Below are 26,487 nucleotides of genomic sequence, written 5' to 3'. Positions count from 1 at the left end.
CTTAGTTTTGCCGGGTGCTAAATTAACAATGTAATACATCCAAATGGTTAAAATGGGTTACTATATCATTGCAACACCCATAATTTAACATTTTTTAAGAATTAATATGGATACTATTGCATTCCTTTATTCGTTTGCATAACCGATGTATATCTATATTTGGCAAAATATTAAGCGCATCAAAAAAATTAAATAAATTCCCTATATAATAAAATGAAAAAAACGTTTACACTACTATCAATAATTTCGCTCTTCTCTTTTTATGCCAAAGCACAGGATATTAAAGAATATGTTAAAAGCTACATGGGTTTAACAGCAGGTCTATCAAGCCCGCTTGGAGATTTTGCCCGTTATGATTATGCTAATGGTTCTGGTTTTGCCAAAAGAGGCGCAACTGTTGGTTTAGATGGTGCGGTTTATGTTTATAAAAACCTGGCCATAGGTGGAATGTTTACTTTTCAGGATCAGGGCGAACTAACTACCAATAATGCACAAACTCTTGCTGATGGCTATAATTCACAGCTTAATAAATATGCCACACTGGTACAAGGTGTTAACCGTTATCATAATTACAACTTTATGATAGGGCCCCAATATTCATTTACACGTGGTAAATTCATACTTGATCTAAGAGCATCGGCAGGTATCGTAAAAAGTGCTTCAACACCCGCCCTTACCATTATATTTGATAGTTCAACCAGCTCCGAAAAAACAATCAATCAGCTTAGCTCAACAGGTACAGCACTTGCATACGGCGGTAGCGCAGGCCTTCGCTGGACTTTTGCTGAAGGTTGGGACCTTGGTTTAAAAGCTAATTACATTGATTCGAAAGGTGTAAAAGTGAAAAACACCGGCGATACCGACCAGTTAATTAATGGAAGCCGCCTGGTTACCAAACAACCTATCACGGTATTGCAAACCAATCTTGAAATTTCATTCAATTTCTAATTTCATTTAAGAAGTTTAAAACTGTCACTACATATACAAAAGCAGCCTATAAAAAGGCTGCTTTTTTTGTTTTAGGATGACGGAGCTTCCAATTTATTTACTTCATAATAATTTTAAAAAAAACTTTTACTGATAGTATATTTCTAATACTTTTATAAAGACCGTTATTAAAACTACAACTGATTGAAAAAGCTGATTGCCATAGTTTTTTTGAGTGTGCAAATGTTTAGCATTTGCGGGCATATTTTGCTGTACAAATATTTTGTTTACCGATCTGATAAGTTGTTTAACGAGCAGATAAGTAAAAACAGGTATAACGTAAACGACCTGGTTGAGATCAAGGTTCCCGTACATACTCCATCTGTTCAAAGCTGGACTGGTTATGAAAAAATTAACGGGCAGATCCAGTTTAAAAACACCTGCTATAACTACGTAAAAATAAAGCTGACATCAGATACTATTTTCCTGATGTGCGTACCCAATTACGAAAAAACAAGGCTCTTCAATCAAAACATCATCAATGCCAGGGATATTGCCGATATACCCATCAATAAGAAAGATCATGTACCTTTTGGCAAGCTTATAAACCTTGGGAATTATAGTTTTCCAATAGTGCTTTACAGGTTTTCATCGCCGGTTGTGCTGCTTAAAGCAAGCATGAGCTGTTTACATGTAAAACCCATTAACAGCTATCTGCCTATTTTTCATCAGCCTCCAAAAGCAATATGTTAACCCTTTTAATTAACATTATTGTAAACCCGTTGATCTGCCTTTTTAAGGGAGATCAGCTTTCTTTTATATAGATGAGTAATATTCAACAAAAACTTCATTATACGCTTCGCTTTGCCGTTGCCATGTGTTTTATAGGGCATGGTTCATTCGGAATAATAACCAAACCTATTTGGTGTAACTACTTTGCCGTATTTGGTATTGGCAAAGTTATGGCCTACCATTTAATGCCAATAGTTGGCACATTTGATATACTATGCGGCATACTTATGCTGGTATTTCCGTTAAGGATAATCCCTTTTTGGCTGGTGGTATGGGGAATTGCAACAGCATTGATGCGCCCCCTGTCAGGCGAGCCTTTTGCCGAGTTTATTGAACGGGCAGGTAACTTTGGTGCTCCCTTAGCGCTATTGTTAATGTCGGGCGGGATCAAATTAAATATCAAAAGTCTGTTTTCCAGGATTGACCCTGATACGGCAATCGACCCAAAAGCATTGGTAAACGTTATCAACTGCCTTAAAGTGGTGGTGTTTTTATTGTTGGCAGGGCATGGCTGGCTTAACCTGATTGAAAAGAAAGGGCTAATTAGTCAATATACCATGCTTGGTTTTACTAATCCACAAGGTACCGCCCAATTAATAGGCGCACTTGAAATTGCAGCGGCTATAACGGTATTAATAAAACCTATACGCCCGGTAATATTTGTCTTTTTGATATGGAAGATAGCCAGCGAGTTATTTTACCCGCATTACGAGATGCTTGAATGGGTTGAGCGTGGCGGAAGCTATGGTTGCATACTTGCCCTTTGGCTGGTAACGGGAATAGAAACAAATAATTCAAAAGCAAGCAGAACATTGCAGGTTGTTTAAATTAATACGCCAAACAAATTATGTAAGGGCCTCCGTCAAAAGTCAATTTCTTTAAAAACAGTTAAAATATTTCTTAGTGTTCTCTGCGTTTTAATCTTAGTGTTCTCTGTGGTAAATGACTACAAAGAATACTAAGAAAGCACAGAGAAACACGGAGATTGTATGTTACAAACAATTAGTCTGCATACAATTTTTGATTTTACTTTTAACGTGGCTGCTTTTACTTGATAAAAGTATCACCTATTTATCGGTACAGGGAGGTTCTTCGGTTATTATTCTTTTCTCTATCCTTTTATCGGGGATAAACCAGATGCAGGCCACAACTATATAAAAAGCAAATCCAATTTTCGAGTTAAAGAATGAAGCAGCTATTGCTACTGCATAAATAATGGATGATATAGCACCCTTACTTCCTTTTCCTATTGCTTTGGCCAATTCCGAGTTTTTGCCATGATGCCTTATCAGTACCATGATAAACAAAGCATAAGAAAGAGAACACATAATTAAAACTACGCCATAGCAGGAAACAGGCCAGTGTGCAAAGTGATTTTCGCCCATCCAGGCGGTAACAAAAGGAACCAGTGAGAGCCAAAAAAGCAGGTTCATATTGGCCCAAAGGATAGCTCCGTTTACCGATTGTACCAGCTGCATGGTATGGTGATGGTTGTTCCAGTAAATACCTACATAAATAAAGCTGAGTACATAGCTCACAAAAACAGGAAGCAAGGGCAATAATGAGTCAATATCAGCACCGTGAGGTATTTTTAACTCTAACACCATTATTGTTATAATAATGGCAATTACCCCATCGCTAAATGCCTCTAATCTTCCTTTATCCATAAACCATTTTATTATCAGCCAACAAAATAGTTAATAATATCAAAAAATCAACTTACTATGCTATTTATCGGGCAGTGCGAAGCAAACATAACTATCGCCCGATTTACTGCCCACCTTACCCCCGCCACAGGCAATAACAATATACTGTTTACCATTTATGGTATAAGCCGCCGGGGTTGCATAGCCTGCTGCTGGTAATTTGGCCTGCCAAACCTGCTTGCCGGTAGCTTTATCAAACGCGCGTATCATTTCGTCTTTAGTGGCGGCTATAAACACAAGGCCGCCCTTTGTAACCAGCGGGCCGCCATATAACTCTGTCCCGGTAACCGGGATTCCCTGTTTTGTAAGCTCCGGGTATTCGCCCAAAGGAACTTTCCATAATATCTTTCCTGAAGTTAGGTCGATAGCATTCAGGCTGCCCCAGGGTGGTTTTATACCCGGGTAACCATCCTTATCTAAAAACCTATTATAACCATTCATGGTGTACGGGACTTGATAAGTAGGCTTTGCTACAGAAAAAGGCTCTTTTGGCACATCACTGCCCGCTGCTCCTTTAACTTCGGGTAGTTTTAAAATAAATGCTAACAATGCTTTTTTATCTGCTGCCGGGATCTGCTTAAAAGATGGCATCATATTGCGGCCGTTCTCCACAATTTTACTTACCTGTTCAATAGTGTATTTTTTATTGATGTTAACCAGCGAGGGATAAGCAGTCCCGTTCCCTTTTAGCTCAGGCCCGTGGCACGATATGCAATACTTATTATAAATAGCATGCCCCTCGCCCTGTAAAGTATGGTCGTTGGTATTTTTAGGCACATCTATCATTACCTGCGCCCAGGGCAGCTCGGTATTGCTGATGTACATAACCTTTGTTTCAGGATCTAAGGCTGCCCCGCCCCACTCGCCACCGCCATCAAAGCCGGGAAAGATCCAGCCGCCATCTTTGCTGGGCGGCGAAAACATGACGCGATTTTTTACCCTATTATATTTTTCCAGCATATCCTTATGTTTTTCGGGCGATAGATCAGTTACATCTTCGGGGCCAAAATGCTGGCGGGCAAATGCCTGCGGTAAAGTTGGGATGGGCTGTGTTGGCCATGGCTGCTCGCCGGGTAAAGCATTTTGTGGCACAGGCGTTTCATTGATGGGGAAAACAGGCTGGCCGTTAGTCCTGTCGAACATAAAAATGTAGCCATGCTTGGTTATTTGTGCCACGGCATCAATTATTTTCCCGTTGTGTTTTAAGGTTAGCAGGTTGGGGTTGGCCGGCAGGTCACGATCCCAAAGATCATGGTGAACCACCTGGTAATGCCAGATGTATTTACCTGTTGCCGCATCAAGCGCAACAAGCGAGTTTGCATACAGATCAGTACCCTTACGGTTACCGCCATAAAAATCTCCGCCAATGGAGCCTGTCGGGACATAAACAATCCCCCGTTTCTCATCCAGCGCCATGCCCGACCAGTTATTGGCACCCCCTAAACGTTTCCACGCGGTGCTATCCGGCCAGGTTTCAAATCCCTTTTCTCCGGGATGCGGAATGGTGTGAAAAATCCATTGCAGTTTCCCGGTAAGTACGTTATAAGCGCGGATATGGCCGGGAGCCGCATCCTCTGATTCGGCAACACGGGTACCAATAATTAACAGATTTTTATAAATAATCCCGGGCGTGGTGCCCGATACAAACGATTCAGTTTTACGGCCAAAATCTTCGGTCAGGTCTAAATAGCCGCCTTTACCAAAGTCTTTGATCACATTACCTGTTTCTGCATCAATAGCATAGGTTTTGGAACCTACGCTGTAAAAAATGCGCTTGTTTTCGCTTTTCTCATCTGCCCAATAAACTACGCCGCGACAAACTTTATAATAAGCTAAAGCGTCTTCCTTTTTTGAGCTGTCAGCAGCCGCCGGGTCGAATGACCATTTTTGTACACCCGTAATGGCATCCAAAGCAAACAGTTTCAGCTTGGGGCTGGTGCCGTAAAGTATATTGTTTATAACGATGGGGTTACATTGGTTCTGGCTCCGGTTGCCGGTATCCTTATCGTTTGAGCTATAGGTCCACGCTACTTTAAGCTGAGCAACATTTTTGAGGGTAATCTGCCCGTTTGCTGCATACCTGTTTCCTTCTTTTGAGCCTGCGTACGTACTCCAGCCATTATCAGCTGATAGGGAAGATGAATTTTTACAGGAAACAACCGCTGCTATTGCAAACAACAGCAATGCAGAACATTTATACCTCATAAAATGGATTAGCTTTAAATCGGTTTATTGATTTAAAGCTAATCACATTATACCGAAAACAAAATTGTTTATGTTATTTGAAATTGTTTTTGTGTTTGGAGTTAAGGTCAAAGATCCTGCTGATGGTAAAGCCCAACCTGAACTGGCCCTTTGTCCACTTAGACTGGGTATCACTTAAATAACTGCTTTCGGAAATGGCTTTGGCATTTGAGAAATTGATGGTAAATACGTGGCCGCCGGTTTCAATCTCAATACCTACACCCAACGGATCGTAAAAGGCGTTATCACCCGTTGCATGCTGCCTGAATGATGAGAAAGGGTGCGCATAATCTAATATAATGCCTAAACGTTTGGTAACCTTTAACCTGCCTGCTATGCCTAAAGCAAAAAACTGGTTCTCGTTACCGGGCAGGTATGGATATACCGAATTATCCCTAACGAAAGTCGGCGTTAGCTGCATTGAAAATTTGGGCGAAAACTTACGGGCAATTATAGCCTGCGCTATATAAGTAAAACGATCAGCATAGGTATTGAATGAACCATCGTTGGCGTAGGGCTTAAGCCCGGCTTTACCCAATAGCGTTATGGCAAATGGCGTGGCATCATTTGCGGTTTGATGTAATATGGCATATTTAAGACCCAGATCAATCTGCTGCTCAAATTTACTTCGGCCAAAATCAATATCAAGGTTATTGGTAATCCCATATTCAAAACCGATATAAATATCGCTTGAGTTATCAAGCCCCCAAAAGGTTTTGCCGCCGCCTGCAACACCGCCAATATCGCCAAAGCGGTGTATCACCACAAAATTCAGGTTGTTCTTTTTTACGGTTTCTGATGTTTCGGACAGGATAAGCCTGGTTGATTTAAAGGTAGCAATAACCGGATCTGTTTTGGTATCGTTAGCACCGCTCATGGCATTCATTAATGAATCGGTAGCGCTTGGCTTATTGGCCTGATGAGTTTTTTGAGCGGCCAAGTTAAAGCTGGTAACTATACAGCTTAAAAGGATTAAGTATTTCTTCATAGCGGTTAATTATTTGGTTGGATTGCTTTTATATGGCGCGTAAGTGGCCGATACATTCATTTTAATACTTTCGGCAATGTTGTGGAATACCAACTGCGGAATATCGATATGGTGGTCGGCACATTTCACCATAAACTCCGATGTCATGGTAATTACCCCACCCTTTATAACCAGGTTTCCGGGGATTGTCCGGGTTTGTTTTACACCATGAACGGTTAGCTCGCCAGCAACTGTAATGGGGAAAGTGCCATCCCGGGTAACATCAACAGGCGCTTGCAGCTTGCCTTTAAATGTGGCTTGCGGGTATTTATCACTTTCCATGTAGTTTTCATTAAAATGCTCCTGCATTAATGATTTATCAAACTTAAAGGAACGGATAGCCACGCTAAAGTTAAGTTCGCCTGTGGTGGCATTAAATACGGATGCTGCTGTATTGGTGGCAGCCTTAATATCCTCAATAGGGGCACTTGAATAAAGGCTTACGCTGGCATTTTTACAGACATAGAGATCCTGCCCTGTCTGGAAGATGCTCATCCAGGCAAGTAAAATAATACTGATATGTTTCATTTTTCTAAGGTTTTGTTAGCGAGTTTAAGTTCCAGGTGAGCCCGATGGCTACCCCTGTAGTTTGAAGTTTTACCTGGCTGTAGCCGATATTTGTTAGGGGAAGTTTTACATAAGGCTGGATACTGATACCCACCTTTGAATTAACCTGGTGCTGATAAGTAGCATTAAGATTGAGCACCCCAAAAAAGTACTTATTGCTGTTGGGCACTATATAGTTTACGGGCCCGGTAGTATTGGCGTACTCGTAATTAAACTTATAATTTTCGTGCAGCATAATGTATGATGACAGGCCAGTGCCCACTGATATTTTATTTTGATGTTTGTTATATACCTGGTACCCAATATTGATTGGAATATCGAGCATCCGGCAATCGGCCATAACACTTGTTGGGTCAACCTTAAACTGGTATGGCGTATGGTAGTTACCAAAACTGGTGCTGTATGGCTTAACCGAATATAGCGCTCCGGTACTAATAGTAAGTTTTCGTGCTATCCCAGCAGAGAACATGAGGCCTATATTGGTACCAACCTTCCCCTGTGTAAAAGATGAACCTACTCCATTAACATCTGGCGCAGCCAAAACACTTAAAGCGTACTGTGAATGATAAGGCGGTTTTACCTTTAAACCATTTTTTCCTTTTGAAAGTAAGGAGCCTGAATTATATACCGGCCTTTTTAAACTAACCAGGCTTATTGATTTGGCATCGATACCACTTACTCTATAAACAGGTTCGGGCTTAACCGCTACCAGCATTTTATCAGGATCACTACCAAGTTGGTTATTAGCCTGCTGATTATTTGGAACAGCGACAATATGGCCATTATTAACCGGTGAGGTATTTAATGCCCCTCCGTTATTCACTTTAACACGTTTTACCCTACCGGCAGTTGCCGCATAATTTATGGTGGACTGTACCTTTTGAATCGGCGACGCCTGCTGCTGTGTTGCTTTAAGTGCTGTTATGCTATCAATATTTTTATGGGTTTGAACCGCCTGTAATTGATTTTTTATCGGCTTTGTTATTGTTTGCGGTTTAAATGTCCACCAGCCTAAAAACAATAGCAATAATGCGGCAACACTGCTTAAAATTGGTAACCAATAGACAATAGCTCTCCTTTTGGGTTTCTCCATCATTTGTTCAAGCGAATCCCAATCCCCCTCCTCGTACCTGATCTCATCGACCGGGTCATCCAGCTTCTTTTTAAAAAGATCGTCTAATCTTTTTTCCTTGTCCGTGTTCATTCTCTAATACCTTTATTTAAAAATACCCCGTTCATGTTTATCGCCTTGATAGCCACTATAGGGGTATAGTCCATGCCGCTGTTATAATTGGCACCATTGGCAGGCAAATCTGCCTTAAATATCATTTGCTTAAGCTTTTGCCGGGCCTTGTGTAAGTTTGACTTTGATGTACCGGCGTTTATATTAAGCATTACTCCAATTTCCTCGTGCGAATAACCATCAATGGCAAACAGGTTAAATACAGTTCTGTAAGCCTGCGGCAGTTTCTGTACCATTGCCAAAAGATCGTTATAGTTAAGGTTTTTATCCGCCAGGTCGCCATCGCTGATGTGCTCGGCATTGTCCAGGTCTTCGGTATAAGCCATTTTGAGGTTGGCCCTGTAATGATCAATAGATACATTCATCATGATACGGCCAAGCCAGGCCTTAAAGGGGCGGCTGGTATCAAAACTGTCAATATGGGTAAATACCTTTAAAAAACCCTGGTTCATTACTTCGGCTGCTTCATCGCGGTTGCCGGTATAGCGCAAACATATCCCCATAGAGAAGCCGTAGAAAGCTTTATACAGCATTTTCTGGCATTTTCTATCCTGTTTAATACAGCCCCTGATCAGTTGATGTAAATCTTCTTCTCCCATACGGGTTATGTTCTGTTAGCTAATTAATTGCACCTTATTTACTACATCACGGTAATAATTGGTTAAAGGTTGCTTCGCTATAAAAAAAAATCACAGCACTCTTTTAAAATACTGTTTACCAAGCAATTAAAAATACAAAAGTTATAAGTATCCTATTACAGCCTTATCCAAAGGAAATTTACTAAAAAATTAATAACAACAGGCAACCCTTTAACCCAATCGGGCGGTATTATGAGCATACACCTGGTTTTAAAGGCCGCAAATTATCAATAAATGGTTCCTGTATCTGTTGTAATTATTACTAAAAACACTGCTGATATTATTAATGGCTGCATAGATAAGGCCCGGCAGATAACAGACGATATTATAATAATTTATAATGGTGAAGCCGATGATGCAACTACCGATGGCTGTAGGATCTACAAAAAGCAATGGGACGGTTACAGTGCTAACAAAAACAAAGGAATTGAGGCCGCTAAATATAACTGGATATTAAGCATTGATGCTGATGAAATACCCGATGATACCCTGATAGCCGCCCTTAACACTGTTGAATATAACAACCCTGCTATAGTATATGACATAAAATTCCGATCGTACTTTGGGTATAAGCTTATTAAATGGGGTAGCTGGGGCAGGGACCATCACATCAGGCTTTTTAACCGCAGCAAGGTAAAATGGAGCGAAGCCGTGGTACACGAAACGCTGATGATACCTGCTTATATACAGGTTAAAAAGCTTGAAGGCTGCATTCACCATTATTCGGCTAAGGATGCCGACCAGTTTAACAGCAAGGGAGATTACTATGCTAAGCTTAGCGCCAAAAAATATTTCCGTAGCGGGAAACGGGCAGGTTTTGTTAAGCTATACCTATCCCCTGTTTTTGGCTTTATAAAAAGCTACATTATTTATTTAGGTTTTTTGGATGGGCACGACGGATGGCGCATTGCCAAAATCACTATTAAAAATACCCGGCGCAAATACCAGTTGCTGAGCCAGATGGAAAACGGACAGCATAAAAACCAGCCCGTTAAGGATGCCTTTGTAGTGGAGTACTGAGCCCTTTTAGCTGCCGTAATATTTTGAACAGACGGCAGGCAACCCTTTCAATTTTCAAGTCGTAACTACTATCAAAACATAAAGGTTTTAAAGCTTTGAACAATGACTTACAGCATTGCCCCTTTTAATTTAAAAAAAACACTGAACAGCGTGGACTGGAAGCTCCTGCTGTTCTTGCTGCTTTTTTTGGATGTAAAGCTGGCCGTAAAAATTGCTGCGATTGTTGTTATTTATTTATTGCAGTTTGATTTCAAGTTTGGTTTCAGCCTTAAAAGCTCAAGGATTCCGCTTTTTTATTTACTAATCCTTGTAATTCCTTTTGTAGGCTTAATTATCAACAGGCAATATAGCAGCTTCAATTACCTGATAGTTTTTTTTACAGGCTTAGGGTTTTGGCTGCTCTGTATATTGGCAACCCACCAAATTAAGCTTTCGGTTGAAAGGAATAATACCGCTGTTATTCACCAAACTATTCTGGTTTTTTTCATTACAAATGCAGTCTTTTCCTTTTACAATATTGCACATATTATATACAAAACGGGGGTAATTAATCCTTACCGCTACCAGGGCGAACGCCAGAAATATTTTATCAGCACCGGCGATTATATCCGCGGACTGGCATTTGATACCTCAACCACCAATGCCGTCATTAATGCTTTCGGCGTAGTTTATTTTTTGGTGAGAAAAAGCCCGGTTATGGTACTGGCCTGTATGGCAATCCTGCTGTTAACAGGCAGCAATTTCACCAACATAACATTGGTTTTTGTTTTGGCACTGCTGTTCATTTTCAATAGCAGTAAAGATCAAAAAAGCCTGATAGCCCTTTGTCTGATGCTGTTGGTAGTTTTTATGGGGAAGATCTCGCCGCAAAACAACAAGTACACTGCCGAAACTTTTGTAAATATCATCAGGCACCCGCAACCAAGCGTTGCACCGCTAAACACTTCTAAACAAGTTGCTATTATAGCCAGCCCGGATGAAGTAAAGCAGGATATAGCCAAACGTTACTTAGATAGCATCTCAAAAACAGCTGAACAAGTAAAAAAAGTCAACAAGGCACAAACATCCCGGGCCTTATTACCTAAAACCGATAACGGAAGGATATTGATAACCCAGGCCGATATTAATGCCCTGCCCTTTCAATCGGCCACGGATACCACGCCCGATCAGCAGCAGCTATTGTCGTTTATTGATGCGCACCGGTCAAGTTTGCCGTTATCGTCAAAAAAAACATTCCTGCTTGCCTTACCAGGCAAGGCTATGGGGATAGTACAAACCGCTAAATTTTTGATGCTACACCCGGCTAAAATAATTACGGGCGATGGTATAGGAAACTTTTCGTCAAAGCTCGCATTCAGGGCCACTGGGTTTGGCTTTGCAGGTGGTTACCCGGCCAGGCATGTTTACATAAACCCTGATTTTTTGACCAATCACCTGGATATATACCTCGATTTTTTCAGCAAAAGGGCGGGCAACCATTCATTAACCAACAGTCCGTATTCTGTTTACGACCAGTTAATTGCCGAGTACGGGCTGATTGGCATAATTGCGTTTTTTGTTTATTATTTAGGCTTTTTTGCCAGGCATTATAAAATACTTACATACGGTTTACCGCTGCTGTTTATAATGAGCTCTGTTTTTTTTATTGATTACTGGTTTGAGCAATTATCGGTAGTTGTATTATTTGAATTGCTGCTATTCCTCAACATAAAAGAGCATACAGAAAAAACACCATTGAATTATGCACACTAATGATCCAAAGGTTACTGTTTTAATGCCTGCTTATAATGCGGCTAAATATATAGGTGAGGCCATAGCATCTGTACTGGAACAATCATTTGCAAATTTTGAGCTCTTAATAGTGAACGATGGCTCAACCGATGATACGGAAAAAGTGATCCGTTCATTTAATGATCCGCGGATTGTATTGATCGACCAGGAAAATAAAGGGATAGCTGCTGCACTTAATTTTGGCCTGGCACACGCAAGGGCACCTTACATAGCCAGATTTGATGCTGATGATATATGCCTGCCAAATCGCCTCAAAATACAATATCATTTTATAACAGCCTATCCTGAATACAGCATTATTGGTTCGGCGGTTGATTATATGGATGCTGACGGTCATTTCATTTTTACCCATCATCCCGAAGGACATTTAAACGAGGAGATCCAGCAGTTAAAATATTCGGTGTGCCCGTTTATACACTCCAGCGTATTTTATAAAAAGGAAGTGGTTTTAAATAATGGAGGCTATAACGAGCATGCTTATACTTATGAGGACCATTTTTTATGGGTGAATATCCTGAAAAACGAAAAGGCCTGCAATCTTTCGCAAACGCTCATCAGGGTTAGGCTAAATCCTGAATCGATTACCATCGATGAAAAATGGCGTACCCGCAAATTCCGCTCCATCAAATACAACACCTTAAAAAACAGAGTAATTACCGCTGCCGAAGGCGATGAGCTATACCAGATAGGTGGCAAGCAATATTCGCCAAAAATAAAAGAAGGAGCCTACTATGCGCTATGCGCTAAAAAGTACCTGCTTAATAATTACCAACCAGAAAGAGCCCGCATCAATATGGTTATGGCCATAAACCTGCATCCTTTACGGTTGGATAATTACCTGCTGTACCTGGTAAGCTATTGCCCCGAAAGATTTATTAACTGGCTGCATAAAGTAACCTCCTAAAAAAAGTATCAAAAATGATGAAGGTAGCTTTCATAACCCGGTCAACATTATACACCGTTCCTGGTGGGGATACTGTGCAGGTGGTGCAAACTGCCCGGCAGCTTAATGGTATGGGCATTGGTGTTGAAATTTTGTTATCAAATGCTGTTATAGCTTACGAGCGGTATGACCTGCTTCATTTTTTTAATATCATCAGGCCGGCTGATATCCTTTATCATTATAAAAAGGCTAAAAAGCCGTTTGTGGTTTCAACTATACTTTGCAGTTACAGTGAATATGATAAACATCACCGCAAAGGCATTGGCGCCTTATTAAGCTGGCTACCCGGCGATGGCATTGAATACGTTAAAACCATTGCCCGCTGGTTATTGCGCAAAGATCATTTAGCCAGTATTGATTATTTATGGAAAGGACAGCGCAAAAGTATTATTGAAATATTGGGCCGTACCCAAATGATACTGCCAAATTCCGAATCTGAATATGAGCGGGTGCAGCAGGCTTATCCCTGTAAGGTTAGGCATAAGGTAATTACCAATGGTATTAACCCGGCAAAGTTCCCGTCAAACCAATTAATAGCAAAAGATGCTAATCTGGTTATTTGTGTTGCCCGTATTGAGGGACGAAAAAACCATATCAACCTGATCAAGGCTTTAAATAACACCAAATATACGCTGGTAATTATTGGCGCACATGCACCAAACCAAGGAGGTTATTATTATCAGTGCCGGAGTATAGCAGCAGATAATATCCATTTTGTTGACCGCATACCGCAGGATGAGCTGCTTGAATATTACAGCCGCGCCAAGGTACATATACTGCCCAGCTGGTTTGAAACTACCGGGCTAAGCTCAATAGAAGCGGCCTGCATGCGCTGCAACATTGTAATAACCGACAAAGGTGATACCCGTGAATATTTTGGCGACGATGCTTTTTACTGCGACCCAGCTGTACCCGAAAGCATACTTACCGCAGTTGAAAAAGCAGCAGCATCGCCCTTTACTGAAACATTACGCAATAAGATAATTGAAAAACACACCTGGCAACAGGCAGCCATACAAACTTTAAAAGCATATCAATTAGCAGCCATCGCATGAAATTAAGAGTCGCAATATTAGGTACAAGGGGCATCCCCAATTATTACGGGGGCTTTGAGCACATCTCAGAGTATGTATCGGAGGGATTGGTAAAAAGAGGACACTCTGTTACCGTCTACAATTCCCATAATCACCCTTATAAAGAAGATTCATGGAACGGTGTGCACATACAGCATTGTTACGACCCGGAATATTTAGTGGGTACTGCCGGGCAGTTTATTTATGATTTGAATTGCCTGCTTGATGCACGTAAAAAAAAGTTTGATGTGGTTTTAATAATGGGCTATACCAGCAGCTCGGTTTGGGGCAAATTGTATCCGTCAAAAAGCACCATCATTACCAATATGGACGGGCTTGAATGGAAGCGGTCAAAATACTCGCCCACCGTACAAAAGTTTTTAAAATATGCCGAAAAATTAGCGGTAAAGCATAGCCGGTATTACATATCTGATTCGCTGGTGATTAAATCATACCTGAGCGAAAAGTACGATGTTAACAGCAAATATATTCCTTACGGGGCCGATCTGTTTTCAGAAGAGGAACGGGAGCACATAGATAGCAGTGAGGCCCTTAAGGAAGACTATTTTTTACTAATGGCAAGGATGGAGCCCGAAAATAATATTGAAACCATATTAGAGGGCTTTAACAACAGCAGTTCGCACAGAACATTTAAGGTTTTGGGCGATACCAGCAACCGCTTTGGAAAATTTATTACCGATAAATTTAAAAATGATGACCGGATTGAGTTTAAAGGGTCAATTTTTGATACGGCTAAAGTACGGTCCTTACAAAATAACTCTTACCTGTATTTTCATGGGCATAGTGTTGGTGGCACTAACCCTTCCCTGTTAGAAGCAATGGCCAGCGAGGCGCTGATAGCTGCGCATAATAACCCTTTTAATAAATCTGTATTAAGCTCAGATGCGTTTTATTTTTCCAACGCTAAAGAGGTACGAAACCTGGTTGAAACCGTGCAACGTACCGAGCCTGAAAAAACCATGGTGAGTAATAACCTGCACAAAATTAAATACCAGTTTAACTGGGAAAAGATAATTGACCAGTACGAGGCCTATATTTTAGAGTGCCACCGCAACGCAAAATATGAACGCATTGTTTAGCATAAAGGATAACCTTGCCAATCAAATCAGTTATTATCACCTGCTGTTGTTAATGGCAAGCTTACCGTTCGACAGGTTTTATAGCCACCTTATACTGATAAGCCTTGCCCTGCATACCCTTATCCAGCTTAACAAAAAGGATCTGAAATACTTGTTTACCTGGCGTACCCTTGTGCTACAGTCTGTATTTTATATTACAGTACTGAGCACTATTTATACCCTGAATAAAGCAGAGGCTTTTAACGAATGGGGTGAGCGTATTGCCATATTAATAATCCCGGTCATTTTTTGCCTTAATCCGCTCGATCTTAAAAAATACCGGTCGCCTTTATTGCATTCATTTGCTTTGGTTTGTACCGTTACGGTTATTTATTTATATGCTGATGCGCTGCTAACCATCAGGCATTACCAGCTCCCTTATAACGCACTTTTTTCAAGCGCATTTACTAATCATAATTTTTCGGAACCGATTGATATGCATGCTACCTTTTTTTCAATGCAGTTAGCTATTAGTCTGATCTTTTTATTATCAATGCTGATCAAAGAAACCCGGTTTTATTACAGGGTTTTTCATTTAGTATGTGCCTGTATTTTAACTGCCGGGATTATGCAGCTTAGCTCAAAATCAATTTTCATAACGCTTGTTTTAATTATAAATATGGCCATCCCCTACTTTTTACTACAAGGGAAAAGGCGTTGGATATTAGCAGGGGTTACGGTATCGTTCAGCGTATTGCTGATAGCTGCTATATTTCTATCGGGTACGCTTCACGAACGCTATATTATTGAATTTAAAAGCGACCTTACCAAAGCCCAGCCCGGCGAAACGCTTGATCCACGGTTGGAGCGCTGGGGTATTGCAGTTGAGCTGATTAGAAAATCGCCCGTAATTGGCTACGGGGCTGGCTCAGAGGTTGGCCTTTTACAGGATAGTTTCTTTAATAAAAAGCTGTACAGCTCCTACTTACATAAACTCAACTCACATAACCAGTATTTAAGCTTTTTAATAAAGTCGGGGGCGATTGGCCTGCTCATCTATATAACCACTTTAGTATTTGGATTCAAAATATCCATCCAGCAAAGGGACCTGCTATTTTTTACGTTTATGTCCATCATCACCCTTGTTTCATTATCTGAAAATATTTTGGATGTAGATAAGGGAGTATTTTTCTACGCTTTTTTCTTTTCGTTTTTCGTGTTCTCCAATCTACCTGCAAAGCTGGTTTCAATACCTGTAAAATCAGCATAAATATTTAACAGCACTGGCAACCAAAGGCTTGTTCATACCGTCATAATTATATAGTTTATTTTGTATATCAATCAATTACAAACAGATAAATGCTAAATAGCCCATATCCATTAATCAGTAAGAACTTGTCGGTAATCAAGGAAAATATTTTAGAAACACTGGCCTATTTCGACATGTTTGACTATCCCTTAACACGTGCCGAGCTCTACCTGTTTCTGCAGCAAAAACATAGTTTCGAGGTGTTTGACAATGCCCTGCAACGCCTGCTTGATAATGGCGTGATCCACCAGTTTGATAAGTTTTATACGTTGAAAAACGACCATCATTTAGCGGTTAGAAGAAACGAAGGAAACAAAAAAGCGGCCGAATTAACTAAGGTTGCCGAAAAGGTTGGCAACATGCTGATCCGTTTCCCTTTTGTTCGGGGGATTGCTATATCAGGTTCTCTGTCAAAAAACTTTGCCGATGATAACTCTGATATTGATTTGTTTATCATTACCGCAAAAAATAAGCTTTGGATAGCCCGTACCATAATGCACTGCTTTAAAAAACTAACCTTTTTGGTTAACAAAGAGCACCTGTTTTGTATGAATTATTATATAGATGAACAACAATTACAAATAGCCGAACAAAACATATATACCGCCATTGAAGTATGCACGCTGATACCTTTACAGGGCGATACCGTATTTGAAAAATTTTATGCGGCCAACTCCTGGACACGTGATTTTTTACCCAATAAAAACATGCGCATTTCATCAGCTAAGCCAGTTAGAAACCGTTTTTTCAAGAACCTTTACGAACTGCTGTTTAACAATAAGGCCGGCAATGCCCTTGATAATAAACTGATGAAAATTACCGCCAGCCGCTGGTTGAAAAAAACCCGGCAAAAAAGACTGAATAGCCACGGCATAATTATGGCGATGGATACCGGTAAGCACTTTGCCAAACCCGAACCAACAAATTTTCAAAGCAAACTGTTGGCCCGCTATGAGCGCAGAATAGCTTATATTTTAAATGAGTACGAAAATAGCCTCTCGAATTAATTATACGTTTACCACACAAGAGTGCAATACCTTGCACCCCCTCAACTCGGCGTTTCTCTGTGCCTTTCTTAGTGCCCTTTGCGGTTAAATTTACTCTAAGCACTGCGCTTATAATTGATATTTCCTTTCAGGCTTTCTTTTTGAGAGAGATAATATAATAATCGCCGATAACATTAAAAGGCCATTTGGATTTTAGCCGGTCTTCTTTTCTTTTCAGGAAATTATAAAGGCTGGAGTATTTCTCTGCAAATCCATCTATGTATGAGGGCGGCACAATGGTGCATAAACCCTCAACACTTAAAACATCAAACTCAGGCTTTAAGTGATTTTTGATGTAGGATGGATTATAATACCAGCATTTAAAATGCACCCCCTCAATATGGGCCTTGCTACCATTGCCACTAAAAAATCTGCGGAAAGCAGTTTTAAACTTACCTTTAAACACAAGCAGCGTTTCCCACAAGCAAAATCTGGGAAGGATCACGAGCGTGACTATCCCGTTCGGCAGTAAGAGATCATTAAATGATGCCAGTACCTTATCCAATTCATTGGTACAGTTTAAGCCTGCAAAATTGGAGAAGATATGGTTAAATGGCCCCTTATTTTGCAACTGGTGCAACATAGTATATGAACATAATTCATTACTAATCATGCCTTGCATCCTGCATACCTTTACTTTATGCACTAACTCCTGCTGCATCCCGGCTGACAGGTCTGTTGCGTGTACCTTATGCCCTTGACTGGCAAAAAACAAGGCATCATCCCCAGTCCCGCTGTTCAGCTCCAGGATTGAACCGCCAGGGGCAATGTATTTTAAAACATGGCTGCGCACCCGCTCTCTTTTATAGCTAACAATGGTATTGCCGGAGTACAGTTCATCAAAAATAACCGACTGGCTGCTAAAGGCCCGCTCGGCTTGTTGTTCAATGGTATTTATTGTAATGGCATCCATATTTAGGCTTCCTCCAGCTGTTTAAGTTTAAAGCCTGCTATTAAGGTTGCGGGAGCATGGTACAATACGGATATCGCTTTACGCAGGCTTTTTGTATTTGCACTCAAGGGATTTTTAATCAGTTTAACCATACTATTTTTAGCCAGGTGCTTATGATAATTTTGATGTACGTACCTGTGCAACTGTTTATAGTATGATGGTGGGAAAGTGTTGGTGAATAGGAGCGCCATCTCGTCGGAATCCGTCCAGTTTGTTTTTTTCTTCAGATCAGCTTTTACCTTATCATAAAAAGAGGTGCCGGGTAAGGGGTATGATACCGAAATCCCGATCTCGAAAGGTAAAAGCTCATTGATCATATTAATAGTGAGCTGAATATCTTCCCTTAACTCACCAGGGTAACCAAACTGGATAAAAAAGGAAGGTTTGATACCATACTGCTTCATAAGCAGGGTGGCATCATGGATCTGTTCAACCATTATCCCCTTGTCCATTGCATCCAGTATCTTTTGCGATCCGCTCTCTGCCCCTATCCAAACATTTTCGCAGCCTGATGCAGCTAAGGCTTTTACGTTATCCTCTTGTACCAACAGGTCGGCCCGCGACTGGATCTTGAACCTGATACTGATCGCCTCCTGTTGCAAAAGCAGGGCAAACTCCTGTACCCAGCCGGGTTTTAAACCAAAAATATCATCACAAAACCAAATATGGTCTATTTGGTATTGATCCTTCAACAGCTTTATCTCGGCAACTACATTTCCGGCAGTGCGCGAATTATAGCGGTTGCCATAAATTGGCTTGGCGCACCAGTTGCATTTAAAAGGGCATCCCCTGGTGGTGCTCATATTCAATGAAAAGTAGCCTGCATGTTTAAGCCAGGTATGGCGGTAGGCATCCATATCCACCAAATCCCAGGCGGGTAATGGCAGGCTGTCCAAATCCTTTAAAACCGGGCGACCTGCTGTTTTAATGGTTTTGCCATTATCACGAAAAGCCAGCCCATTAATGGTATCATAGTTATTTAAACCAGCATCGATATGACTGGTTAGCGCTAATAGAGTATGCTCTGCTTCGCCAATTATTACAAAATCTGCACCTTCATTTAAATACTCTTCATAACGGTCTGTCGAATCTGAACTGGAAACAATCACAGTACACCCGTTTGCCTTTGCTATCTTGCTCATGCTGAAAGCCGCCTCGCGCATGTTGGTGAGGCACATTTTGGTCAGGTAATTAAAACCATCATCATAGATCACAAAAAAATCGGGCTTAATGTTATTTATGGCTATGGTAACCGCTTCCGGATCACTCTCGAACATGGTATCAAATAGAGATACCCGGTAATTATGCTGCCGCATTAAAGCCGCGGCATAAATAGTACCCAATGGCGGATAAGGCTGCCCTAACTGCCATTGTTTAGGGTCAAAACGCAAAAAGTAAGAGTGGGTAAATAATATACTTTTCATAACTTTTTTAAGCAATTTTTGCCAGTGGCGATAAGTTTAATGAGCACACGCACTTTACACATACCAGGTTTTTAGCTATATCTAAATTTCTTCTGAAGCTGATAGCATCCTCACTATTCAAGATCTCGGTTAATGATGCATCACGAATGTTACCAATCGTATCATGAAAAAAACAAGGGCGAACATTTCCATCAGCCTCAATTACGGTTGATACCCAGGGCGCATTGCATTTTTTAAAGGGGAACGGGTTTAACTCATAAAAAGCCGCGTAATAACGATAAATGTCCTGTATCTTCTCGGCTGATTCGGCTATAAACCTTGTTTTAAAATCAGCGCCGTTATTGTTACCGTTTAGCCGGCTTATCATTTCCTGCAATTCAGGCAGCTCATGTTCAGCTATTAATATCTCGTTTTGTTTAGGTTCTGTCCAGGCCATTTGGCGGTTAAAGGCATGGCTGCTTACATCAGCAGGCAAAAAGCTTACCTGGTCAATACCCATTGCCTTTGCTTCCCTGATGATAGCTTCCCAGTTTCTGAAATTAAGGCGATGAATTACCGTGCGCGCCGTTACCCGGTAACCGGGGTTTAATAATTTCAAATACTGCACACCCTCCTTTAATTTACCGAACGCCCCCGGAATATTCCTGATGGCATCATGCAATGGCTCATCACCATCAATAGAAACAATCACGTCATCCACTAAATCCAATATCTGCTGTGCATTTTTTTTTATGGTGAGGCCGGTGGTAAGCAGGGTAACTTTAATATTTTGATTTTTCAGGATCTGACAGAGCTTGAAAAAGTTGGTATTGAGCAAAGCCTCCCCGCCGGACATCAATACCTGTTGTGTACCAAACTGTTTTAAGGACGTAAGCAAGCCCGTTATATCCTGTTCGGTTAACTGTTTCAGGTTTTTGTTATCTTTCCATATATCGCACATTACGCAGCGGCAGTTACAGGCGCTATGCGGCATAAGTATAACAATAGGCAATGCGCTTATTTTATGCGTTTGCAAGGTTCTGTAACGCTTGTAAGTATTATATAGCTCTTTAACGGGCATCATATCAGTTTATAAGCAGCAGCTAAAATCCCTGAATTTCGGGTTGGCGGTATCGCCATATTTTTTGCAGCAGCTTTATTTCATAAGGGTATTGGTACAGGTTTGCTTTATAGCGCAGGCCTGCGATTACCTGTATCGCTTTTCTTTTCAGCATATTGAGTCGAATATCAGTTACCGTTGGATAAACGCCGTTCAATACCACTTCAAAATTCCTGATCTTATCAATCATCTCGGGTGTTAACCAAGGTGTAAGCGGATTTTTCCTGAGGTCGAAACTCTCCCATGCCGGGCTTATCCAGTCTTCCAGCGTTTGCGGAAACCTGAACCCGCTTGCCAGCACCTGCTTGTACATTTCCGATCCTTCGGTTGGTACAGGGCTATAGGTATAAATAATGATCTCGGTGCGTGGGTTTACAGCTTTTACTTTTTTTATGAAATCTATCTCGAAATCTATCTGCGCCTGTACCTTTTCGGGTGTTGGCGCGGGCGTACCTAAAACAAACGAATATTCAGGGATAATGTCGAACTTTTTAAGGCGCTCGGCAAATTCAATGATCTGGTTGCCGGTTTGTGTGCCGCCTTTATCCATTTGGGCCAGCACTTCGTTATTACCACTTTCGGCACCAAAAAAAATGATCTTGCACCCCGCCTCGCGAATGGCGGCTAATGATGAGTCTTTGAATTTACTCATGGTATCAATCCGGGCCATACCCCACCAGGTCATGTTGTCATCCTTAATCAGTCTTGAAAATTCAACAGCCCGTTTTTCTGATACAAAAAAGTTATTATCGTGAAACTCAATGGCATCTGCGCCCCATTTATCCTTGATATATTTTAAATCCTTATACATGTTCTGTGCCGATTTGCCCTTCCACCGGGCCTCATAAATGGGCACCACCGCGCAAAACGAACAGGTAAAAGGGCAACCTATACTTGAATGATAGGCAAGCGTTCGTTCACCTAAATAGGTTTTGCCTAAAAATTTAGGGATAGGGTAAAAAGTATTCAGTTTATCATAAGGCAATGGTGGTAATGAATCCTGATCTATCAGGTCTTCTTTTGCGGTTTTAGCAATATGGCCATCCGGCGCTTTATAAATCAGGTTTTTGATAAACTCAAAAGGTTGATTGCGCTCCAAAGCATCAATGAGGTTGGGGAAAGCATTATCGCCAGGACCGTTGATAATAAAATCAACATAGCCCGAGTACAACACAGAATTTGGCTGATTGGATGGAAAGTACCCACCCCATATCATTTTGGTATTGGGAAAACGCTCTTTGATCAGCTTTGCTGCAATAATGGCCTGCCTTAGCTGCGGACCAGGCATTACCGTAAAACCAAGATATTTGAACTCGCCTGTATTTAAATACGATTCTATTTTTTTTACCGGATCGGCCTCGCAATTCCCTTCAACAATTACCCAATCATACTTACCATTAACCGAGGCGGCTATGTTTAAAATAGAATTGGGAATGCGATATTTATTATTGGCACTTTTTGGATTAAACAGTAATATCTTATTCATCTTTTATATGCAATATGTTTTAATAATGTGCGCTATCCCCGTAATACCGGTGGGGTTGAGCCCACCGGTATTCACCCAAACTAAACGGGGACAACAATCACAACAAACCCATTTAACCCTAATTAATAAACTATACTACTATAGTTACGCGCCATAAAAAGCTATGGTTGCCTGCTTTAATAAATAAAAATAGCCCAGGGCAACCCCAATAAATAATAACACGTATTTGCTGATATAAGCACGGTTTATTCACTTACTAACAGCATACGGCCTTGATACAAACGCTAAAAAAATACATCCGTAAAAACATATTCAGTGCCCCGGTAAAGGAAAAAGGCGTTGTTGAAGCGTACAATATTTGGGCAGATAATTATGATGCACAGCCAGGTAACCTGATGCTTGATTTAGATGAAATAGTATTTACCCAATTGCTGAACACTATTAAACTAAAAAGTAAAACCATAGCCGATATTGGTTGCGGTACAGGCAGACACTGGCCCGAAATTTATGCCGCGCAGCCAGCCAATTTAACCGGCTTTGATGTATCGCCGGGGATGCTGGGTAAATTAAAAGCTAAGTTTCCATCTGCCGTAACCCAGATTATTACTGACGATAATTTTACTGCGATTGCCGATCAAACTTTTGATATGATCGTATCTACCCTAACGGTTGCACATATTGAAAATTTTGAGACAGCTGCCAATGCCTGGAGCAGGATATTAAAAACAAAGGGAGATCTTATCATTACCGATTTCCACCCGAATGCGCTGGCATCAGGAGGGAAAAGAACCTTTAAGCATGGGCAATCGCAAATTGCAGTCAGGAATTTTGTGCATACTACCGAGGCAATTAGGGAGATCTTTAAAAAGCATCAATTGCTATTGGTAAACCTGGTTGAAAAATCAGTTGATGAAACGGTGAAGCATTATTACCAGGAACAGAATGCATTGCATGTTTATGAAAAATTTAAAGGCTACCCTATTATTTATGGGATGCATTTAAGGAGGAGGTGATGATCCTGAATAATGTAAAAATGATTGGTGAGCATGAACCCGTTAACGTAAGGGTTGCGAATGGAAAAATAGCGCAGATAGCGAACACTGCTTTTATCAGGACTGCCAACCCTTTAAACATAACGTTTAAGGATGCCATCATTTTCCCTGGGTTGATCAATTCGCACGATCATTTGGACTTTAACTTGTTCCCTCAATTAGGTGATAAAACTTATAACAATTACACCGAATGGGGCAAATACATCCATCATCATTATAAAACAGAAATAGCGGGAGTATTAAACATCCCTGTTTTGCTGCGATCAGAATGGGGCGTATTTAAAAACCTGCTTTGCGGGGTAACTACGGTTATAAATCATGGTGAATCCTCAAGGCTCACCAGCGATTTGATCTCTATTTTTGAGGATACCCAAAGCCTGCATTCCGTAATGTTTGAAAAACACTGGAAAATCAAACTCAATAATCCGCTAAAAAAACTGCCGGTTACCATCCATGTTGGAGAGGGAAGCGATTGGTTGGCATTCGAGGAAATTAACCAGCTCATCAGGTATAATCTGCTAAAAAAGAAACTGATAGGTATCCATGCCGTAGCTATGGCCGAAGATCAGGCTAAAAAATTTGAGGCATTGGTTTGGTGTCCGGAATCTAATTATTTCCTGCTGAATAAAACAGCGCGTGTAGATACTTTAAAGAATTACAGCACTCTATTATTCGGCACCGACTCCACCTTAACAGGATCATGGAATATTTGGGAACACCTAAAATTAGCCAAAAAAACCAAGTTGTTGAATGATAAAGAACTTTATGATACACTAACCCTAAACCCGGCAAAGATCTGGAAGTTAAACACCGGGGAGATTGCCGAAGGCAAGGATGCAGATATGGTTATCGCCCGAATAAAACAGAACGAGAATGGATACAAAAACTTTTTCGCGACTGAACCAGAGGACCTACTAATGGTGATCCATAAAGGGAATATCCGTCTTTTTGATGAATCTATACTGCCACAATTAAACGAAATAGACCTTTCTATCTTCAGCAAGGTTTATATGAATGGTATTTGCAGGTATATTCAGGGTGATTTGCCGGAACTGATGGAGAAGATAAGGCAATATCAGCCATCGGTTAATTTCCCTGTAAATAATCAACCGGATTAGCTTATGGCCATTATTCAAAAAATATGTGCAAGGCTTTACCGGGAAGCTAAATACTTAAGCAGGGATATTTACCACACGCTTGGTCTTTATCATAACTTTTACAAACAGGCACGCGGAAGCAGGATCATGGTTTATCATGGCATTTGCCAGCAAAACCCTACCCGGTTCAACACCCTTTTTTTGACTCAAAAAACATTTGAGGCACACCTTAAATTCTATAAAAAGCATTTCAACGTAGTTTCCTTAGCCGATTATTACCAGCAAAAGTTCAGTGACAATAAGTTTAATATTTGCCTAACCTTTGACGATGGCTTTACGAATAATCATAAATACGTGTTACCACTTTTAGCGCAGTATAAAATACCTGCCACCTTTTTTATTACTGCTATCAGGGCTGCTGGCTATGATATATTATGGAACGATTTTTTAAGCATCAGCAGTAAAACCGGGCCACAAAACATCAACTTAAATGGTGAGAATTACTATAAGGATCGGCATAATAAATTCCTCTCAACCGTAAACGGGATAAGTTTGGCAGACCAGCTACGGGCATGCGGGTTTGATAAAAAGGCCGAAATGATGGCGCTGTTATCCCCCACAGCAAATTTTAAAACCAATAAACAATTAGACGATTACTGGCTGCAAATGACAACGGAGCAGATCAGGGAGCTATCGGCCTCGCCTTTTCTAACCATTGGCGCACATGGCTATTACCATAATGACCTGGCGAAGATCGGCATCCAGGATGCTGCCGAAGAAATGTCATTTTCCAAACAATATCTTGAAAACCTTACTGGTAAAGAAGTTAACAGCCTTGCATTTCCTTATGGAAGCTATTCTGATGAAGTAATTGCTGCTGCCAAACAAACAGGGTACAAGCAGCTATTAGCTACCGATTTTTTATCAGCAAGCGATCATACTAATAGTTACCTGCGAGAACGCTTTACTGTTAACCCATTTATATCGGTTATTAATCAAATGTATGCCACCATAAAGCACAAGTATGAGTAACAGCAGGAAAAAAGACTATACTATTGAAAGATTAAGTGCCCATAGCTTACCTGATATGGAATGTTTATATACAGCTGTTTATAATAAAACGCCTGTTAATGGCTTTTTTGCTCAAAAATATAATACTGCTTTTACCGGGGTTGAATACACGGGTTTTATTGCTTATAATACTGACCAAACACCCATCGCATTTTACGGCGTTATCCCCTGTTTTATTGATTTAGGCGATAGGATCATCCTTTCGGCACAGTCTGCCGATACCATGACCCATCCCGACTACCGAAACCAGGGTTTGTTTGTTGAATTAGCTTTGCATACTTATCAGCTTTGCCGCGAATGTGGTATTGAGTTGATTTTCGGGTTCCCCAATCAAAACTCATTGCCGGGCTTTGTGAATAAATTGGGCTGGAAAAAAACGGAACACCTTGATCTTTTTATTATCCCAACAGGTACTTTTTCATGGGGACGCTTTTTCAGAAAGTTTTCGTTAACTAAAAGGTTGTTTGAAAACTACCAGCACCTCATACTCAAACCTTACCTGCTGCCGCAAAACGGAATGGAAAACGCTGTATTAAAAGATGGCTTTGCCGGAGTTTACCGGGATCATCACTACCTGCAATACAAAACCTATACAAAAACCCAATTGATCCGGATAGGGCAATCAATTTTATGGATTAAGATCAGTCATACACTGCTGATCGGGGATCTTTCCGTGATCCCTGCTGATTTTTATATACTGATGGATCAACTAATAAAACTTGCCCGCAAATTGGGCCTTAAGGAAATACATTTTCATACAAGCAGCGGTACCACCCTGCATAATTTATTTGCCGGGCGCTTCAATCCCATCCCATCGTTCCCCGTAATTTTTAAGAACCTGGCAGGCGATACAGTTACCGGTAACATCAAATTTACAGCTGCCGATATTGATACTTTTTGA

At 40.8% G+C, this 26,487-nt stretch carries 24 protein-coding genes; 14 read left to right on the top strand and 10 right to left on the bottom strand.

Features of this window, described 5'->3' with window-relative positions; genetic code table 11:
- The first annotated feature begins 213 nt into the window (after positions 1 to 213).
- From ACQY4U_RS18115 to ACQY4U_RS18105, 3 genes are all read left to right on the top strand, one after another.
- Entirely contained in the window at positions 214 to 948 is a 735-nt protein-coding gene (locus ACQY4U_RS18115) for an outer membrane beta-barrel protein (RefSeq protein ID WP_428330863.1), read from the top strand.
- A 183-nt stretch (positions 949 to 1,131) separates the two neighbouring features.
- A complete protein-coding gene (locus ACQY4U_RS18110) occupies positions 1,132 to 1,680 on the top strand; it encodes a hypothetical protein (RefSeq protein ID WP_428330862.1) in 549 nt (182 codons plus the stop codon).
- 71 nt (positions 1,681 to 1,751) lie between these two features.
- On the top strand, positions 1,752 to 2,546 hold the full coding sequence (locus ACQY4U_RS18105; RefSeq protein ID WP_428330861.1) for a hypothetical protein: 795 nt from the start codon (positions 1,752 to 1,754) through the stop codon (positions 2,544 to 2,546).
- A gap of 240 nt (positions 2,547 to 2,786) precedes the next feature.
- On the opposite strand, the gene ACQY4U_RS18100 is transcribed toward ACQY4U_RS18105, so the two are convergent.
- The 6 genes from ACQY4U_RS18100 to ACQY4U_RS18075 all read right to left on the bottom strand — a co-directional run bounded on the left by ACQY4U_RS18100 (position 2,787) and on the right by ACQY4U_RS18075 (position 9,105).
- The gene (locus ACQY4U_RS18100; protein ID WP_428330860.1) at positions 2,787 to 3,386 is read right to left on the bottom strand and encodes a TMEM175 family protein; all 600 of its coding nucleotides are present in this window, start codon (positions 3,384 to 3,386) and stop codon (positions 2,787 to 2,789) included.
- A gap of 60 nt (positions 3,387 to 3,446) precedes the next feature.
- Complete coding sequence (locus ACQY4U_RS18095) at positions 3,447 to 5,630, bottom strand: PQQ-binding-like beta-propeller repeat protein (RefSeq protein WP_428330859.1); 2,184 nt, start codon at positions 5,628 to 5,630, stop codon at positions 3,447 to 3,449.
- Between the two features lie 73 nt (positions 5,631 to 5,703).
- Positions 5,704 to 6,657, bottom strand: coding sequence for a DUF5777 family beta-barrel protein (locus ACQY4U_RS18090; protein WP_428330858.1), 954 nt, complete (start codon positions 6,655 to 6,657; stop codon positions 5,704 to 5,706).
- 9 nt (positions 6,658 to 6,666) lie between these two features.
- On the bottom strand, positions 6,667 to 7,224 hold the full coding sequence (locus ACQY4U_RS18085; RefSeq protein ID WP_428330857.1) for a YceI family protein: 558 nt from the start codon (positions 7,222 to 7,224) through the stop codon (positions 6,667 to 6,669).
- Positions 7,225 to 7,228: 4 nt separating this feature from the next.
- Positions 7,229 to 8,467, bottom strand: coding sequence for a hypothetical protein (locus ACQY4U_RS18080; RefSeq protein WP_428330856.1), 1,239 nt, complete (start codon positions 8,465 to 8,467; stop codon positions 7,229 to 7,231).
- Positions 8,464 to 9,105: an RNA polymerase sigma factor gene (locus ACQY4U_RS18075; RefSeq protein WP_428330855.1), complete on the bottom strand. Its 642-nt coding sequence runs from the start codon at positions 9,103 to 9,105 to the stop codon at positions 8,464 to 8,466. The genes ACQY4U_RS18080 and ACQY4U_RS18075 overlap by 4 nt, the downstream gene beginning before the upstream one ends.
- A gap of 273 nt (positions 9,106 to 9,378) precedes the next feature.
- Between ACQY4U_RS18075 and ACQY4U_RS18070 the strand changes: the two genes are divergently transcribed.
- From ACQY4U_RS18070 to ACQY4U_RS18040, 7 genes are all read left to right on the top strand, one after another.
- Positions 9,379 to 10,164, top strand: a complete 786-nt coding sequence (locus tag ACQY4U_RS18070; RefSeq protein ID WP_428330854.1) for a glycosyltransferase family 2 protein — start codon at positions 9,379 to 9,381, stop codon at positions 10,162 to 10,164.
- Between the two features lie 150 nt (positions 10,165 to 10,314).
- Entirely contained in the window at positions 10,315 to 11,916 is a 1,602-nt protein-coding gene (locus ACQY4U_RS18065) for a hypothetical protein (protein WP_428330853.1), read from the top strand.
- A complete protein-coding gene (locus ACQY4U_RS18060) occupies positions 11,906 to 12,859 on the top strand; it encodes a glycosyltransferase family 2 protein (protein WP_428330852.1) in 954 nt (317 codons plus the stop codon). The genes ACQY4U_RS18065 and ACQY4U_RS18060 overlap by 11 nt, the downstream gene beginning before the upstream one ends.
- 14 nt (positions 12,860 to 12,873) lie before the next feature.
- A complete protein-coding gene (locus ACQY4U_RS18055) occupies positions 12,874 to 13,953 on the top strand; it encodes a glycosyltransferase family 4 protein (RefSeq protein WP_428330851.1) in 1,080 nt (359 codons plus the stop codon).
- Positions 13,950 to 15,071 carry a DUF1972 domain-containing protein gene (locus ACQY4U_RS18050; protein WP_428330850.1) on the top strand — a complete coding sequence of 374 codons (1,122 nt, stop codon included), beginning with the start codon at positions 13,950 to 13,952 and terminating at the stop codon, positions 15,069 to 15,071. Before ACQY4U_RS18055 ends, ACQY4U_RS18050 begins: the two co-directional genes overlap by 4 nt.
- Positions 15,055 to 16,320, top strand: a complete 1,266-nt coding sequence (locus ACQY4U_RS18045) for an O-antigen ligase family protein (RefSeq protein ID WP_428330849.1) — start codon at positions 15,055 to 15,057, stop codon at positions 16,318 to 16,320. The genes ACQY4U_RS18050 and ACQY4U_RS18045 overlap by 17 nt, the downstream gene beginning before the upstream one ends.
- Before the next feature lie 125 nt (positions 16,321 to 16,445).
- On the top strand, positions 16,446 to 17,366 hold the full coding sequence (locus ACQY4U_RS18040) for a hypothetical protein (RefSeq protein ID WP_428330848.1): 921 nt from the start codon (positions 16,446 to 16,448) through the stop codon (positions 17,364 to 17,366).
- Positions 17,367 to 17,493: 127 nt separating this feature from the next.
- Here ACQY4U_RS18040 and ACQY4U_RS18035 read toward each other — a convergent pair whose 3' ends face one another.
- Genes ACQY4U_RS18035 through ACQY4U_RS18020 form a run of 4 tightly spaced genes read right to left on the bottom strand, consistent with a single transcriptional unit; the run spans position 17,494 to position 22,366 of the window.
- Positions 17,494 to 18,318 (bottom strand): class I SAM-dependent methyltransferase, encoded by an 825-nt coding sequence (locus tag ACQY4U_RS18035; protein ID WP_428330847.1) that lies wholly within the window; start codon positions 18,316 to 18,318, stop codon positions 17,494 to 17,496.
- A gap of 2 nt (positions 18,319 to 18,320) precedes the next feature.
- Positions 18,321 to 19,781 carry a B12-binding domain-containing radical SAM protein gene (locus tag ACQY4U_RS18030; RefSeq protein ID WP_428330846.1) on the bottom strand — a complete coding sequence of 487 codons (1,461 nt, stop codon included), beginning with the start codon at positions 19,779 to 19,781 and terminating at the stop codon, positions 18,321 to 18,323.
- A 7-nt stretch (positions 19,782 to 19,788) separates the two neighbouring features.
- The gene (locus ACQY4U_RS18025; protein ID WP_428330845.1) at positions 19,789 to 20,844 is read right to left on the bottom strand and encodes a radical SAM protein; all 1,056 of its coding nucleotides are present in this window, start codon (positions 20,842 to 20,844) and stop codon (positions 19,789 to 19,791) included.
- 19 nt (positions 20,845 to 20,863) lie between these two features.
- Entirely contained in the window at positions 20,864 to 22,366 is a 1,503-nt protein-coding gene (locus ACQY4U_RS18020) for a B12-binding domain-containing radical SAM protein (protein ID WP_428330844.1), read from the bottom strand.
- 272 nt (positions 22,367 to 22,638) lie between these two features.
- On the opposite strand from ACQY4U_RS18020, the gene ACQY4U_RS18015 reads away from it, so the two are divergent.
- From ACQY4U_RS18015 to ACQY4U_RS18000, 4 genes are read left to right on the top strand one after another with little or no spacing between them, the layout of a single operon-like run.
- Complete coding sequence (locus ACQY4U_RS18015; protein ID WP_428330843.1) at positions 22,639 to 23,379, top strand: class I SAM-dependent methyltransferase; 741 nt, start codon at positions 22,639 to 22,641, stop codon at positions 23,377 to 23,379.
- Positions 23,379 to 24,536, top strand: coding sequence for an amidohydrolase family protein (locus ACQY4U_RS18010; protein ID WP_428330842.1), 1,158 nt, complete (start codon positions 23,379 to 23,381; stop codon positions 24,534 to 24,536). The genes ACQY4U_RS18015 and ACQY4U_RS18010 overlap by 1 nt, the downstream gene beginning before the upstream one ends.
- Before the next feature lie 3 nt (positions 24,537 to 24,539).
- Positions 24,540 to 25,547: a polysaccharide deacetylase family protein gene (locus ACQY4U_RS18005; protein WP_428330841.1), complete on the top strand. Its 1,008-nt coding sequence runs from the start codon at positions 24,540 to 24,542 to the stop codon at positions 25,545 to 25,547.
- Entirely contained in the window at positions 25,540 to 26,487 is a 948-nt protein-coding gene (locus ACQY4U_RS18000) for a GNAT family N-acetyltransferase (RefSeq protein ID WP_428330840.1), read from the top strand. The genes ACQY4U_RS18005 and ACQY4U_RS18000 overlap by 8 nt, the downstream gene beginning before the upstream one ends.

Source organism: Mucilaginibacter sp. (genome assembly GCF_965277465.1).
Classification (GTDB): domain Bacteria; phylum Bacteroidota; class Bacteroidia; order Sphingobacteriales; family Sphingobacteriaceae; genus Mucilaginibacter.
This window is presented reverse-complemented; position numbering and strand designations above follow the sequence as displayed.

Coding starts and splice junctions, on each gene's coding strand:
- ACQY4U_RS18095 (WP_428330859.1), bottom strand. CDS start 5,630: ATGAGGTATAAATGTTCTGCATTGCTGTTGTTTGCAATAGCAGCGGTT.
- ACQY4U_RS18050 (WP_428330850.1), top strand. CDS start 13,950: ATGAAATTAAGAGTCGCAATATTAGGTACAAGGGGCATCCCCAATTAT.
- ACQY4U_RS18105 (WP_428330861.1), top strand. CDS start 1,752: ATGAGTAATATTCAACAAAAACTTCATTATACGCTTCGCTTTGCCGTT.
- ACQY4U_RS18025 (WP_428330845.1), bottom strand. CDS start 20,844: ATGATGCCCGTTAAAGAGCTATATAATACTTACAAGCGTTACAGAACC.
- ACQY4U_RS18035 (WP_428330847.1), bottom strand. CDS start 18,318: ATGGATGCCATTACAATAAATACCATTGAACAACAAGCCGAGCGGGCC.
- ACQY4U_RS18045 (WP_428330849.1), top strand. CDS start 15,055: ATGAACGCATTGTTTAGCATAAAGGATAACCTTGCCAATCAAATCAGT.
- ACQY4U_RS18100 (WP_428330860.1), bottom strand. CDS start 3,386: ATGGATAAAGGAAGATTAGAGGCATTTAGCGATGGGGTAATTGCCATT.
- ACQY4U_RS18080 (WP_428330856.1), bottom strand. CDS start 8,467: ATGAACACGGACAAGGAAAAAAGATTAGACGATCTTTTTAAAAAGAAG.
- ACQY4U_RS18070 (WP_428330854.1), top strand. CDS start 9,379: ATGGTTCCTGTATCTGTTGTAATTATTACTAAAAACACTGCTGATATT.
- ACQY4U_RS18060 (WP_428330852.1), top strand. CDS start 11,906: ATGCACACTAATGATCCAAAGGTTACTGTTTTAATGCCTGCTTATAAT.
- ACQY4U_RS18075 (WP_428330855.1), bottom strand. CDS start 9,105: ATGGGAGAAGAAGATTTACATCAACTGATCAGGGGCTGTATTAAACAG.
- ACQY4U_RS18115 (WP_428330863.1), top strand. CDS start 214: ATGAAAAAAACGTTTACACTACTATCAATAATTTCGCTCTTCTCTTTT.
- ACQY4U_RS18030 (WP_428330846.1), bottom strand. CDS start 19,781: ATGAAAAGTATATTATTTACCCACTCTTACTTTTTGCGTTTTGACCCT.
- ACQY4U_RS18005 (WP_428330841.1), top strand. CDS start 24,540: ATGGCCATTATTCAAAAAATATGTGCAAGGCTTTACCGGGAAGCTAAA.
- ACQY4U_RS18000 (WP_428330840.1), top strand. CDS start 25,540: ATGAGTAACAGCAGGAAAAAAGACTATACTATTGAAAGATTAAGTGCC.
- ACQY4U_RS18085 (WP_428330857.1), bottom strand. CDS start 7,224: ATGAAACATATCAGTATTATTTTACTTGCCTGGATGAGCATCTTCCAG.
- ACQY4U_RS18055 (WP_428330851.1), top strand. CDS start 12,874: ATGATGAAGGTAGCTTTCATAACCCGGTCAACATTATACACCGTTCCT.
- ACQY4U_RS18010 (WP_428330842.1), top strand. CDS start 23,379: ATGATCCTGAATAATGTAAAAATGATTGGTGAGCATGAACCCGTTAAC.
- ACQY4U_RS18090 (WP_428330858.1), bottom strand. CDS start 6,657: ATGAAGAAATACTTAATCCTTTTAAGCTGTATAGTTACCAGCTTTAAC.
- ACQY4U_RS18020 (WP_428330844.1), bottom strand. CDS start 22,366: ATGAATAAGATATTACTGTTTAATCCAAAAAGTGCCAATAATAAATAT.